Below are 13811 nucleotides of genomic sequence, written 5' to 3'. Positions count from 1 at the left end.
AGGGGAGGTTCAATAAAGAACCATATGAAAAAGGATGGCTTTTTTTTAAAAGGACGGTTTTTTAAGGCAAAGCGGTGGAAGATAGCAGGTTTTCTTTTAGTTCTCGTTATCTTGCTGGGCATTGGCTCCTTTTTAATGATGCCCGCTGTGACATTTCATGCCCCCCGCACCGTGTTCAACCGACACACTATTCCCCCCTTCGTCGCGATGGTTGAATCAGGCGGAAAGGTTGCCACCTGGAATAAGTCCAAGGGTGAAATGACGATCGAAAAGGTTGGCGACAGTATAAAGCTTCATATCGATACTGAGCAGAGTCAGGGGATTCCAATTTATATCAATGGTAGCTATGTGGGCAAATCGCCATTGAATAAGCGTCTTTTTCCTGGAAAATATGAAATTGTAGCTAAACCTCCCGGATATTTGGGATCTATCCGGTATTTGAAACTGAGCACTGAATATCCGAAAGACAAACAGGTTATCTTGCCTGTGGACCGGCACCGTTATCAGGATTATTTGGATGAAATCCTCCGTCTCGGCTATACTCCCATTAAAGTGATGGATTATTATAACAATGTTCCCATAACGGACAAAACCCTCATCTTAAGACACGATGTGGATGAATCGGCGGATTATGCCTTAGAAATGGCGGAACTGGAAAAAGCCCGGGGAATCAAAAGTTCCTACTATTTCCGGTGGCGCACCGCTGATCCGGAAGTGATCCGAAAAGTGAGGGCAATGGGCCACGAAGTGGGTCTGCACTATGAGACCCTGGCTTTTTACGCTCAGGAAATGGGCTTAAAATCGGCCGAGGACATAACTCCCACTGTCCGACAAGAACTGAGGCGACGCCTGAAATTTGAAATAGCCGAATTTGAACGGCTCCATGGAGATATATATACGATTGCCTCTCATGGAGCGGAGGAGAATAGACGGCTGAGGCTTACCAATTACCAGGCCGTTATGGAAGGGGAAAATCCCTTGGATTATGGAATTATCGGGACAGCTTATGGACCGATAATAGAAAAATTCTCTTATATGAGTGATGTCGGCGGTATCTGGGAACCGTTCCCCTATCCGGAATTAAAAAATAATAAAGGACCGTTCTACTTCCTCATCCATCCTATTCATTGGGTCTCTAGTTTTACTGAATAAAATATAGGATAAAAGAAATAACTCAATCATTAGCGAAGTGAGTAGCTTTTGCATATAAACATAAAGGGAGGGTTTTTATGTCGGAGTGCATCTTTTGTAAAATAATCAATAAGGAGATTCCCAGCCAGGTTGTTTTCGAGGATGAGTATGTGTTGGCGTTTAAGGATATTAATCCTGTAGCTCCGGTACATTTGCTTATAATTCCAAAGAAACATATGGAAAGCCTAAATGATATTGAAGTTGTGGATGAGGCCTTAATCGGGCATATTTTGATGGTGGCTAAAAAACTGGCTCAAGAGTCTGGTATAGCTGATTCAGGTTATCGTGTGGTTAACAATTGTGGTGACGATGGGGGCCAGGTGGTTAAGCATTTGCATTTCCACCTGATTGGCGGTCAGCCTTTAGGCATAAAAATTTGTTGATAAAGAAAACCCCTTAAAACATAGCCAAAACGACCTGTATGTCCGTCAGGAACTTGACGCACGCCATCTCATCCAGTATAATTATCTAGTATATCTGTACATGATCCAGTGGAGGGAGGGATAAGATAATGAGCGAAATTAAAGTCGGTAAAAACGAATCCCTGGATAGCGCACTCCGCCGGTTCAAGCGTACTTGTCAGCGTGCAGGCGTATTATCAGAGGCTCGTAAACATGAGCATTATGAAAAGCCTAGTGTTAAGCGGAAGAAGAAATCCGAAGCAGCACGTAAACGTAAGTTTAAATAAGGAGTTGCACTGAATTGTCCCTGAAAGATCGCCTCGTTGAGGATATGAAGGTTGCCATGAAGGCCAAAGAGGAGGGGAAGGTTAGACTTTCCGTCATCCGAATGACCCGGGCCGCCATTAAAAATGCTGAAATAGATAAGCAAGTGGAATTTAACGATGATCAAGTCATCGAAGTCTTAGCTAAAGAAGTCAAAATGCGTCGTGATTCGATTGAAGAGTTTTCTAAGGCGAATCGTCCCGATACAGTGAAAGCCCTGGAGGAGGAAATCTCCGTTCTCATGGAATACCTTCCTCAGCAGCTTTCTGAAGGGGAAATACGCCAGTTAGCCCAAGAGACTATTGCCGAAGTCGGTGCTCAAGGACCGAAAGATCTGGGTAAAGTCATGGGCAAGATTACTCCGAAGACAAAAGGACGCGCTGACGGCAAACTGGTTAACCAGATCGTGCGTGAACTTCTAGGATCTTAGCTCACTAAAAACCTGATTGCAAGCTTAGCAATCAGGTTTTTAACATTTTAAGGAGGTCACATGTCAGTTGAAACGGTGAAGAATTTTTTCCATATGAAGGGGAAAATAGTACCTATTCTGAAATTTGAAGATACCAGTACTGTTGCTAAAGCCGCAGAGTCCTTGGGTGTTACCCCGGGGGAAATTGCCAAGTCTCTCCTTTTACAGGTTCAGGGAGATTTTGTCATGGTGCTCATGGCAGGGGATAAAAGACTGGATAACCGAAAATTCAAGGATGCCTTCAACGGAAAACCCAAAATGCCTGCGGTAGAGCAGGTTTTGGAATTGACCGGACATCCGGTGGGAGGGGTCTGCCCTTTCGGATTAAGGCAGGAAATTCCTGTTTATTTAGATGAATCATTAAAGAAATACTCTGTAGTCTATCCGGCAGCAGGTGCCCCTGATGCAGCAGTAAAGCTGACAGTGGTAGAATTGGAAGAGCTTGTGGCAACAGGCTGGGTGAATGTGGCTCAGGATTAATCATTACCATATCGGACGCTTGATGCATAATTTATGTAAGAAGCATATGAAAGGTGGTAGCAAACCGTATGAATGGTATATACCTGGCATTAGGTGACTCATTAACGACAGGTTATGGAGTGGGGCTCAATTGTTCGTTTGCTACCTTGTATTATTCAACCTTGTTGTCCGGTTGTCCGAATCTAAGATACGAGAACCTTGGGGTTAATGGTCTGACAAGCAGCCAGTTGGTTGATGTGGTTGGACAGACTAATGTACAGCGTTTAATTTCTCAAGCCGGAATCATTACAGTGACCATAGGCTCAAACGATCTTCTTGCCCTTGGCAAAGGTTTGGTATCAGGTCGGCTGGTCAATCCGGAGCTGACTCTGCGAGACTTCCACCAAAATCTTATGTCACTGGGAGATAGGATAAGAAGTGTTAATTGTTCAGCAGTCCTCAAGATAGCAAGTATCTATAATCCTTTACCTCCCCTAGATAAACAAACCGATGCTCTCGCGTATACTTTGCTGAAAAGTGCCAACCATACGGTCACTCAAATGGCCAGACATTATAGAGGAATCGTGGTGCCGGTTGCCAAAGCATTTAAAGGCCAAGAAATGCTCCTTCTTAGCTCTGACCATATTCATCCTAATATTGCTGGACATCAAGTGATGGCTGAGCTCTTCGCACGATATTAAACTCTAATGTTAGAATTCCCTGACTAAATGGTTAGGGAATTTTTTGTATAAAAAAATGTTTTACCCTCTGAGCATGGCACGGTTTTTACAATTATTGTGTTATCGAGCCTACAACCTCGAAAAGTCTGTGAAAAAACTTCACTTCCCTTTTGCTTTTAACGCATTTTAAAGGATTTGTTCCTTATAAACTTAAAGACTTTTGAAGAGAATTCTTGTTTTTTATTGTCAATAATGAGAATTGGAGGGGTTAAAGGCAAAAAGAAGGGCTAGTGAACGAAAGTATGGGGTAAATAAGGGTTAACTAGAAATCAGGCTGAATGAGGGAAAAAATGCATACTTATGCAACTTGTTTATAGAGGCAAAAAGGAGGTAAGATTAAAGAACGTGTTATAGAACAATTAGATACAGATTCCTAAAATAAACATAAGATTGCTTGTGTTATAGTACAATAATTTTCTGGGCTGGAAAGGATGAGACGATGATGGTGGGTATGGAGCGAGGTGTTAGGATAGGAACAATGAGCCTAACGCTAGTGATGGCAATCCTCGGAATTTTCTTTCTGGGCTGGAATTTTCCGGTTGGTGATCCTTCGGGTCAATGGAATGTGGCCGGTTTTTCTTTCGATGGATTGACCGCATTCTTCCTTTTTTTGCTTTTTCTTGGGCAAGGAGTGGCATCTCTTTACGGCCTGGGCTATATGAAGGAATATGAGGAAAAAAAATCTCTTATATCCTTTTCCTTATCCTGGGTGGCCTTTCTGGGTAGTATGGCTGGGGTTTTACTTGTCAATAACGGCTTTTATTTTCTCTTCCTTTGGGAACTTATGTCTCTTTTCTCATTTTTTTTGGTGGTCTATGAACATGAGGAGACTTCCAATCGCAAAGCGGCCTTCATTTATTTTGTTATGACCCATGTGGGAACGGTCTTTTTGATTGCGGCCGTTCTGTACCTCTACAGCAAGACCGGAAGCTTTCTTTATGGGGATTGGGCCGCCATAGCCTCAGAATTAAGCCCAGGAGAAAAAAATAGTCTCTTTCTATGTTTTCTGGTGGGTTTTGGAACGAAAGCAGGGCTGGTGCCATTTCATATCTGGCTGCCCTATGCTCATCCTGTTGCCCCCTCTCCGGTATCTGCATTAATGTCCGGGGTGATGGTAAAGATCGCGCTCTATATGATCATGAGGCTGGTTTGGTTAACTCTGGCCCCCATGGAGCTATGGTGGGGCGGGCTAATGCTGGCGCTTGGAGTGCTTTCGGCTTTTATCGGGATTCTCTACGCCTGTGTGGAACGGAATGTAAAACGCTTGCTAGCCTACTCGACAGTGGAGAATATGGGTATTCTGACTATGGCCTTAGGGACGGCTATGATCGCCCAAACCTTGGGTTATACGGAATTAGTGGTCCTTGCCCTGGCTGCCTTTTTCTGGCATGGGGTTCATCATCTCCTTTTTAAGTCCAATATGTTTATGGCCGCGGGAAATATTATTCAAGCAACCCATACAAAAAAGCTTGATCAGATGGGTGGTTTACTCAAGAAAATGCCCAGAACTGGCTTATGGGCAATGGTTGGCGCTGTCGGACTTGCCGCACTCCCGCCCTTGGGAGGTTTTTGGGGGGAATGGCTGTTATTTCATGCCTTATGGAAGACTTCCATTCAAGTGGGAGGGGGACTGCTCAAGCTGATGTTGCCTTTAATTCTGACAGCTTTGGCTTTTGTCTCTGCCTTGGCTTTGGCAACCATGGTGAAATGGTTCTCCGGGGCTTTTTTGGGGCAGGCTCGGACGGCAAATGCTGAAAAGGCTCAAGAGCTGCCCTGGTCACAGACAGCATCCATGGGAAGTTCAATGATGCTAACCCTACTCATTCTGCTTTGGCCGCAAGGCCTTTTGAAACTCATGAGTGTCCCCATTCAAGTGCTAAGCTATCAAAGCTCTTCTTCATTAACCGACAGCTTAATTTCTCCGTTTTTTTCCGATTTCCTTAGCCTGATTACTCCTTATATTTTACTTCTGGGTCTTTTCTCCGGAACGCTCTATTTGTTATCAGGAGGAAAACGGAGGAGGGTAAGCGGAACCTGGAACTGCGGTGTTCCTTTAACCCCTCGTATGCAATACACAAGTTTAGGGATAACCATGCCTTTGCGGATTGTCCTGAAACGGATTTTGGCCTTTCATTCCATTATCGATAAAAAGTTTGGGGAAAACCCCTATGTATTACAGTCTTTAAAATATCGTGGCCGAACCCGTGAAATGGTGGAGGAAGCGTTCTATCGGCCTTCCATGAAACTGGTTTTGTGGTGTGCGGATCGGATTCGCATTCTGCAAACCGGCAGTATCCACACTTATCTGGCTTATATTCTGTTGACCTTAGTGGTTGTATTGATTTGGACTATGTAGGGGGGAAAGAGGATGCTGAACTTTGGAGAATGGAATGGGGGAGTAATCTTCTTTTCCATTGTGCACTTGCTCATATTTTTGCTCGCTGCTCCCTTGTTGCAGGGATGGATAAAAAAAGTAAAAGCCTTTTGGCAGATGCGTCAGGGACCATCTCTTCTCCAGCCCTATCGGGACCTTCGGAAGTATATGGGGAAAGAAGAAGTTATCTCAGAGCATGCTTCATGGATCTTCCTGGTTACTCCTTCCCTTGTCTTAGGTAGTACCTTCCTTGCCTGTTTTGTTGTTCCCGGTCCCTGGGGATGGGCACCCATCCACTCTCTGGGATCCCTTTTTTGGCTGGCGGCCAGCCTTGGTCTGGCTCGGTTTTTTCTTGCACTTGCCGGCTTGGATGCCGGAGGAACCTTTGGCGGTATGGGAAGCAGCCGTGAGGTTTTTGTAGCGGCCTTAGCGGAACCCGGATTTATTCTGAGTTTGGTCGTTCTGGCTCTGATGACGGAGACCACTTCACTCATGGGAATGATCACCGGGCTGCAGGGGATGTCCATCTTTGAGACGCCCCGAGTTCTTGCGTTATTGGCCCTTTTTATTATCGTCATCGCTGAGATGGGGAGGATTCCGGTGGATAATCCCGACACTCATCTGGAGTTGACTATGATTCATGAAGGTATGCTTCTGGACTACTCAGGTCGTTCTTTAGGCTTTTTACTTTGGGCAGAACAGCTGAAACAGCTGCTTCTGCTTCAGCTTCTGACTGTCTTGATTTTACCTGCCAATATAAATCTTATGAATCCCTCAGGCCAGGGCATCCCACTCGAGACGTTACTTATCCAGGGAATCCTCCAGATCGGCCTTATAGTTTTACTGGGTGCTTTCTTTGCCACCCTTGAAAGCATTAATGTTAAGGTTCGGCTTTTTCGGATTCCCAATATTCTAGCTATGGGTTTGGCTTCTGCTGTCCTGGCTCTGATAACTCTTTGGATTATGAAAGGAGGGATATGACATGGAAGGAACCTTGGAAAATCTTCAGCAGTTGGTGCTCTTTGCTCTTTTGGCTGTCGGTTTGTATATCGTTGGTTGTGTCAAACTGAAGAAAGTACTCGTGGGTTGGACTTGGCAGGCAGTATTTCTCGCGGCGCTTATTTTCTTGGAAGGGGTGAAGGAATCTGAGCTTGAGCTCCTTGCCATTGCTCTTCTCTCCTTATTGGTCAAAGGAGGAGTGATCCCCTGGGTGCTTAAGCGTACCGCAGATCTATCCCATACCCAATGGGTAGGTGAAGTGTTTCTGCACCGGCCCTCTTCTTTAGTGGTGGCTGCGGCCTTAACTATCCTTGCTTATGCCGTAACCCAACCGCTGCTGTCTTTAGTAGAGCCTGCTCTGCGCAATGGATTGGCTATTGCTTTTTCTTTGCTCTTTTATGGGCTGTTGCTTATGGTGATTCGCAAAGTAGCCTTGGTTCAAATGGTGGGGATTTTACTGATCGATAATGGTATCTTCCTGGTAGGTTTCCTTCTCACTAGCGGTATGCCTCTTTTAGTAGAAGTAGGAGTGATCTTCGATATTCTCATTGGGGTTTTGATCCTGGGGATCCTGGCCAAACGGATGATTCAGAAGTTCGATTCGCTGAATGTAGAGAGACTTAATTCTTTGAAAGGGTAGGAAAGCTGAATGTTTGTCCTTGTAGCTTTTATGGCAGCTCTTTGTATGCTCATCTCTTCAAGCAACCGGGTGTTGAGACTATGCAATAGTCTGGCTCTTATAGCGTTGCTTGGCTTGGTTGGAGAAATGGTCCTGCGGGTGTTCAGTCAAGGTCCTCAAAGTCTGTGGGGAGGTTTTTTTTCCTGGGATGCGTTAAGTGCCTTGCTTCTCGGAGTGATTGCGGTTATTGCTGCTTATGTGATTGTGTATTCCTTTTCATATATGGAGAAAGAGGTGGAAGAAGGAAAGATCCCCCAAAGCCGGCTGCCCTGGTATTACTTCTGGATTTGGATGTTTATCGCTACCATGCTTTGGGTGGTGAGTACTCCGAATCTGGGGCTATTGTGGGTAGGGATAGAAGGAACCACTTTGGCTACGGCCCTCCTCGTGGGGTTCTACCGGGAAAAAGCCGCTGTTGAAGCCGCTTGGAAATATATTGTTCTTTGTACGGTGGGTATCAGCTTTGCTTTATTAGGGACTATGATTCTCTATGCGGCGTCTGGGCGGATTAATGGTTATAGCCTGGCTGCTCTGGACTGGAGATGTTTAGTGGGGATGGCATCTCAGTTGGATCCAGCCTTAGTTAAGCTGGGCTGTGTCTTTGCTTTTATCGGGTATGGGGCTAAGGTTGGCTTTGTTCCCATGCATCCATGGCTGCCGGATGCCCATAGTCAGGCTCCTTCTCCGGTCAGTGCTTTATTATCCGGGGTTTTGCTTAATTGTGCTTTATATGCCATTCTGCGCTGGCATATCCTGGTCCGTCAAACAAGCCTGGGCCCGGGTTTTTCCGGGAAGCTGCTCCTTGTCTTTGGGTTGATTTCCTTAGGTGCCATGGTTGCTTTTATTCTTTTACAAAAAGATATTAAACGCCTCCTGGCTTACTCCAGTGTGGAGCATATGGGAATTATTGCTTTGGGCTTTGGACTGGATACCCCTCTTGCTGTATGGGGAGCCTCATTTCATCTCATTCTTCATGCTTTGACTAAGGCTAATCTTTTTGTGGCAGTTGGTCATCTCGTCCAGATGACGGGTACTCGTCAGATTCCCAAAATTCGGGGCGTTATGAGTTTATGGCCCTATACCGGTGGAACTCTCCTCATGGGTTTGCTGGCCATTACAGGAACACCGCCCTTTGGAACCTTCCGCTCTGAAATCAACATCATGGCCGGGCTTTTCCAGAACAATCATCCTATCTTAGGCTTTTTAACGGCCTTGTTCTTATCGGTTATCTTTGCGGGGTTCCTTTATCATTTTCTGGGGATGCTTTTTGGTACACCGGGTGAACGTCACCTGGAGGATAAGGGGGAAGGTAAGGAAGTGCTTTGGTTAGCCGTTCCCATGGTTCTGGTCCTGATTTTGGGAGTGTTTGTTCCGGAGTCTCTTGACCAGGCTTTGGGTCAGGTTGTGGAGCTAATTCTGGGAGGGGGTGGAGAGTATGGAGAATTCATTGAAATTACGCGAGTATTTTGAAGGGCGGGTACTTAAGCAACCGGAGGATTTTTCTTTGGATCTTTGGACCAAAAATGAGGGACTGGTTTGGCTGAAGTCCAATTACCTGCCCGAGGTGGTGGAGCACTTTTGGCTGGATGCCCAATCCCGTCCCGTGCTGATGACTCATATAGGAAATGATGAACGGGGCTTAGGTTATGGTTTTGTACTTTATCTACTCTTCCATTTTTCCAGCGATTTCACCCTAACTTTAGGGGTCCAGGGAATCGAAGAGAGCTTTCCTTCCTTGACCATAGTGTGCCCGGCCCTGAACTGGCCGGAACGCGAGGTAAGAGATCTGTTGGGACTTCGCCCCGAGGGACATCCCGATGACCGACCTTTGGTTCTTCATCCTGGCTGGCCCGAAGGTTTTTATCCATTGCGAAAGCTTGAGCCGGAATTATCATCAATGTCTGAGGAAAGATCCCCCGGATTCGATCCTCAACCCCTCTCTTTTACGGAGGCTAAAGGTGAAGGGACCTTCGAAATTCCGGTAGGACCTATTCATGCAGGGATTATTGAACCGGGTCATTTTCGTTTTCAAACGATCGGAGAAACCATTCTTCACCTTGATGCTCAGCTTTTTTATACTCATAAAGGGATTGAGAAACTTCTGGAAGGAAAAAGTCCTGAAGAAGGATTGGAAATCGTAGAGCGGGTCTGTGGAGTGTGTACGGTCAGTCACGCTCTTGCCTATTGTGAAGCGGTAGAGAAGCTTAAAGGGGTGCAGGTTTCCCGCCGAATATTAGGCTGGCGGACCGTGCTTGCTGAGCTGGAAAGGCTCTATAATCATGTAGGGGATATCGGCAATCTCTGCGCCGGAGTGGGCTTTGCCCTAGGTAGTGGAAATGCCTTACAGAGTAAGGAACAGCTCCAACGTCTCAACCATAAACTGTTCGGGCACCGTTTCCTGCGGGGAAATATCACTCTTGGTGGAGTTAGAAGAATCCCTGAGCAGGAGGAAACCGCCTGGCTGCAAAGGCGTCTGGCTGGGCTGGAGCGGGATTTTGAGGAATGGATTCCTTTGATTCTGGAGCATGATGGGTTTCGTCAGAGAGCTATTGCCACCGGAGTACTAAGTAAACAAAGTGCTCTGGACTTAGGAGTTACCGGTCCGGCGGCTCGTGCCTCAGGAATCTCACAGGACTGGAGGGAACGTCACGCTCATCTTTTGTATGGGGAGCTGAAGGTGGAGCCTCAGGTGGAGCAGGAGGGGGATGTCTGGGCCCGACTTATGGTCCGGGTACGGGAAGTGAAACAAAGCTTTGCTTTGCTTGCCAAGCTTCTGGAAGGAGATTATTTACACGATTCTTTAGAACCATGTTTACCGCCGGCCGCTTATTCTTTCGCTTGGGGCTGTGCTGAATCTCCCCGGGGAACGGATGTCGTCTGGCTGATGCTGGATGACGAAGGGAAAATTTATCGCTGTCGGATTCGCTCCGCTTCCTATGCCAATTGGCCTGCTGTTCCTCTGGCTGTTCTGGGGAATATTGTTCCGGATTTTCCGTTGATTAATAAGAGTTTTGAACTATGCTACAGCTGCTGTGACCGTTAGGATGGAGGAGTAGAACTATGTTGAATTTACTGAAACGAAGCTTGAAGATGGGACGCTTAACTGAAAAAAAGTTAGAGCAGAATGAAGCCTATCTCCGTTCCCTCCATCAATCCTGGCATATCCGGCATCTGGATTGCGGTTCATGTAATGGCTGTGACTGGGAAATGTCTGCTCTCCTCAACCCCATCTATGACCTGCAGCGTTTTGGTTTTGATTTTGTAGCCTCCCCGCGCCATGCGGATATTCTAATGTGTACCGGCCCCATGTCCGCTCATCTGATTCAGGCAGCGCTGGCGACCCAGGAAGGGACCCCAAATCCCAAACGGATTATTGCGGTAGGGGATTGTGCCATCGATGGGGGTGTGTTTAAAGGAGCCTATGCAGCTCATGATGGGGTGGGAGAGGTTTTAACCATGGATATCAGTGTTCCGGGATGCCCGCCTTCCCCTGACGATCTGTTGAAGGTCTTGTTTCAGTTAAGGAGAAAAGATTGAGATGTCTTAACCTAATCGGTCATGAACTTTTGCCTGCTTTGTCCTTCAAGCTTGGACTATTTGGCCTCCTTCCTTCATAAACATGGTTTAGAAGGGAGGAGGTTATTTATGTTGGATAAACTCACTAAAAATATAGGGGAAGCGCTGGATTTTCCCCCGGATGTTGCCGGAAATGGACCGCGTATTACCGTTACCGGTCGTCAGGAAGTTCTTGTGGAAAATTACATGGAAATCGTCGAGTTTACTCCAGAAGAGATTCTTTTACATACAACAGAAGGTCAATTAAGGATTACCGGAAAAGAACTCGTTCTCAAGACGGTGTTAGCAACGGAACTGCGGATTGTCGGAGAATTTATAGCTTTGGCCTATTTGGGAGTTTAAATTCTTTTTACACTATAGAGGAGGGGACTCCAAATGATTTCCAGATTCCAAGAATTTTTGCAAGGTCGTGTTCTTTTTGTAGCCCGGGGAGACCACCTTCCCCGATTTATTAATGAAGGGATACGTCAGGGAATCGTGTTTTTTAAGACTCAGCGCTCAGAAAAGGGCGTGAGAGCCCAAGTGAAAATTCAGGACTTTCATCGCCTAAGACGCCCTGCTCGAATGACTCATACCCGAGTGCGTATTGTGGCAAAATACGGGTGGCCTTTTATAGCTGCACGATGGTGGCGCCGGAAGTTTTTATTAGCCGGTATAATGGCCATTGGCATAGCGCTGGCTATTTTTTCCCAGATGATTCTTTCTATTTCCGTGTCAGGGAATACGACGATTTCCAGCCAAGAAATCTTTGACCGCGCCGAAAAGTATGGACTGAAAACGTGGACATGGCAGGATTCGGTGGATTTGAATGAGGTTGCCAAACTGTTGGTCGAAGAATTCCCGGATGCCGCCTGGGTTGGAATCAGCAGACATGGTACCCGTGTGGAGATTAAAGTGGTACAAAAGGTCCGCCCTCAGGTTCCGGGTGAAGCTGGGAATTTGGTGGCAAGCAAGGCAGGACTCGTCCAGCAAGTCATGGTAATCCAGGGGACTCCGCTGGTTCATGAAGGAGAAATTGTTAAGCCGGGGCAAGTGTTGATTCAAGCACCGAAAATTATTCAGAATCCCAGTGCTAAACCGCGGACGGATCGCCAGCTTCAACAAAAGGATTATATTCCTGAAACGGTTCCTGCGGCCAAAGGTTTTGTACGTGGTAGGGTTTGGTACAGTGCCGAAGCTGTGGTACCTTATTATGAAGAACGAATCATCGAGAGCGGAAATGCTGCCAAGGGATGGGGTATAAAATTCGGTGCACGAGTCATAATGGTAACAACACCGGAATCACCTTTCCCCCTAGTCAATGAGGAAGTTCAATATCATGGAATAACCTTATGGAGGAATTGGCGGCTTCCTGTCGAAATAGTATCCGTACAGTATAATGAACTGCAAAAGAAGCAGATTGAACGAAATGAAGCTGAAGCTCGCCAAGCTGCAGAGGAATTGGCACGGACGGAAGTCCATAAGAAGATTTCTCCAGGGGCCCATATTCTGGAGGAAAAAGTTCGTGTCTTGGAAAATGCCGATGGCGAGTGCGTGCGCATTGAAGTAGAGTCGTATGAAGATTTAGCGGTTTACCCAGAGGAATAATTGATGTAAGGAGTTTTAGCACCAGGGGGCGAAAAATTGACGAAAGAATCAAAGATGTATTTGCAAAATGCCACCGAAGCAATGAACTTGCTCGGAGCGGAAGATGCTCATTTGAAAGTATTGGAGAAACACTTGGGGACACGGCTGGTGGTGCGAGGAGAAGAAATGACCATTACCGGAAGTGCCGATGAGGTTGAAAAGACGGAGGTTGTGATTAAGGAGTTGCTGGACATGGTCCGGCAAGGGCACCTTTTGACTCCTGCAGGGGTTTCTTATGTTATTTCCCAAGTGGAAGAAGGCCATGGAAAAGGAATGGCCGATGCTCTCTCTAAGGTCATCGCCACCACTCACAGGGGGCGTCCCATCAAGGCAAAGACGTTGGGTCAGGCAAAGTATCTTGAAGCATTAGAAAAACATTCCATTGTCTTCGGAATCGGGCCAGCGGGTACGGGAAAGACCTATTTAGCTGTAGTGATGGCAGTGTTAGCTCTGCGTGCCAAGGAGATTAACCGCATCGTCCTGACGCGGCCAGCGGTTGAGGCCGGGGAAAAACTTGGTTTTTTGCCCGGTGATCTGCAGGAAAAAGTGGATCCTTATTTAAGGCCTCTCTATGATGCTCTTTATGACTTGCTTGGACCGGAGACGACCCAACGCTATGTTGAGAAGGGAACTATTGAAATTGCTCCTTTAGCCTATATGCGGGGCCGCACTCTGGATGATTCTTTTATGATTTTGGACGAAGCTCAGAACACTACTCCTGAACAGATGAAGATGTTCCTGACCCGTCTGGGGTATGGATCCCACGCCGTGGTGACAGGGGATGTGACTCAAGTGGATTTGCCCCGGGGTCATTATTCCGGCTTAAAAGAGGTCCAAAATATCCTCAAAGGTATACCGGATATTTCTTTTCATTACTTTACGGCTGCCGATGTAGTACGCAATCCTCTCGTTCAGAAAATCATTCAGGCTTATGAAAAGGCCGAAGAAAATTTGGAACCAGGTCAGTGAAAGA

The 13811-nt window shown here is 46.5% G+C and carries 15 protein-coding genes; all 15 read left to right on the top strand.

Annotation, left to right across the window (positions count from 1 at the left end):
- Window positions 1-24: 24 nt before the first annotated feature.
- The 15 genes from DESPCE1_RS0117885 (at window position 25) to DESPCE1_RS0117815 (ending at window position 13807) form a co-directional block, all read left to right on the top strand.
- Entirely contained in the window at window positions 25-1152 is a 1128-nt protein-coding gene (locus DESPCE1_RS0117885) for a PEGA domain-containing protein (RefSeq protein WP_019851226.1), read from the top strand.
- A 77-nt stretch (window positions 1153-1229) separates the two neighbouring features.
- The gene (locus DESPCE1_RS0117880) at window positions 1230-1574 is read left to right on the top strand and encodes a histidine triad nucleotide-binding protein (protein WP_014795404.1); all 345 of its coding nucleotides are present in this window, start codon (window positions 1230-1232) and stop codon (window positions 1572-1574) included.
- A gap of 128 nt (window positions 1575-1702) precedes the next feature.
- A complete protein-coding gene (gene rpsU / locus DESPCE1_RS0117875) occupies window positions 1703-1879 on the top strand; it encodes a 30S ribosomal protein S21 (protein WP_005816464.1) in 177 nt (58 codons plus the stop codon).
- A 14-nt stretch (window positions 1880-1893) separates the two neighbouring features.
- Complete coding sequence (locus DESPCE1_RS0117870; protein ID WP_014795403.1) at window positions 1894-2346, top strand: GatB/YqeY domain-containing protein; 453 nt, start codon at window positions 1894-1896, stop codon at window positions 2344-2346.
- A gap of 60 nt (window positions 2347-2406) precedes the next feature.
- Window positions 2407-2865 carry a YbaK/EbsC family protein gene (locus tag DESPCE1_RS0117865; protein WP_019851225.1) on the top strand — a complete coding sequence of 153 codons (459 nt, stop codon included), beginning with the start codon at window positions 2407-2409 and terminating at the stop codon, window positions 2863-2865.
- 68 nt (window positions 2866-2933) lie between these two features.
- A complete protein-coding gene (locus DESPCE1_RS0117860) occupies window positions 2934-3545 on the top strand; it encodes a GDSL-type esterase/lipase family protein (protein ID WP_019851224.1) in 612 nt (203 codons plus the stop codon).
- A gap of 481 nt (window positions 3546-4026) precedes the next feature.
- Window positions 4027-5940 (top strand): proton-conducting transporter membrane subunit, encoded by a 1914-nt coding sequence (locus tag DESPCE1_RS0117855; protein WP_019851223.1) that lies wholly within the window; start codon window positions 4027-4029, stop codon window positions 5938-5940.
- A 12-nt stretch (window positions 5941-5952) separates the two neighbouring features.
- Entirely contained in the window at window positions 5953-6939 is a 987-nt protein-coding gene (locus DESPCE1_RS0117850; protein WP_014795399.1) for a respiratory chain complex I subunit 1 family protein, read from the top strand.
- 1 nt (window position 6940) lies between these two features.
- On the top strand, window positions 6941-7597 hold the full coding sequence (locus tag DESPCE1_RS0117845; protein ID WP_014795398.1) for a hydrogenase: 657 nt from the start codon (window positions 6941-6943) through the stop codon (window positions 7595-7597).
- 9 nt (window positions 7598-7606) lie between these two features.
- Window positions 7607-9106: a hydrogenase 4 subunit F gene (locus DESPCE1_RS0117840; RefSeq protein ID WP_019851222.1), complete on the top strand. Its 1500-nt coding sequence runs from the start codon at window positions 7607-7609 to the stop codon at window positions 9104-9106.
- Window positions 9072-10679, top strand: coding sequence for an NADH-quinone oxidoreductase subunit C (locus tag DESPCE1_RS0117835; protein ID WP_019851221.1), 1608 nt, complete (start codon window positions 9072-9074; stop codon window positions 10677-10679). The genes DESPCE1_RS0117840 and DESPCE1_RS0117835 overlap by 35 nt, the downstream gene beginning before the upstream one ends.
- 17 nt (window positions 10680-10696) lie before the next feature.
- A complete protein-coding gene (locus DESPCE1_RS0117830) occupies window positions 10697-11173 on the top strand; it encodes an NADH-quinone oxidoreductase subunit B family protein (protein ID WP_019851220.1) in 477 nt (158 codons plus the stop codon).
- A 108-nt stretch (window positions 11174-11281) separates the two neighbouring features.
- Window positions 11282-11554, top strand: coding sequence for a YabP/YqfC family sporulation protein (locus DESPCE1_RS0117825; protein ID WP_014795394.1), 273 nt, complete (start codon window positions 11282-11284; stop codon window positions 11552-11554).
- 33 nt (window positions 11555-11587) lie between these two features.
- Window positions 11588-12799, top strand: a complete 1212-nt coding sequence (gene yqfD / locus DESPCE1_RS0117820) for a sporulation protein YqfD (protein ID WP_019851219.1) — start codon at window positions 11588-11590, stop codon at window positions 12797-12799.
- Between the two features lie 36 nt (window positions 12800-12835).
- A complete protein-coding gene (locus tag DESPCE1_RS0117815; RefSeq protein WP_019851218.1) occupies window positions 12836-13807 on the top strand; it encodes a PhoH family protein in 972 nt (323 codons plus the stop codon).
- The last annotated feature ends 4 nt before the right edge of the window (window positions 13808-13811 follow it).

The organism is Desulfitobacterium sp. PCE1 (assembly GCF_000384015.1).
In the GTDB taxonomy this organism is placed as follows: Bacteria; Bacillota; Desulfitobacteriia; order Desulfitobacteriales; family Desulfitobacteriaceae; genus Desulfitobacterium; species Desulfitobacterium dehalogenans.
The sequence above is the reverse complement of the archived record's forward strand: the minus strand, read 5'-3'. Positions and strand labels throughout refer to the sequence as shown.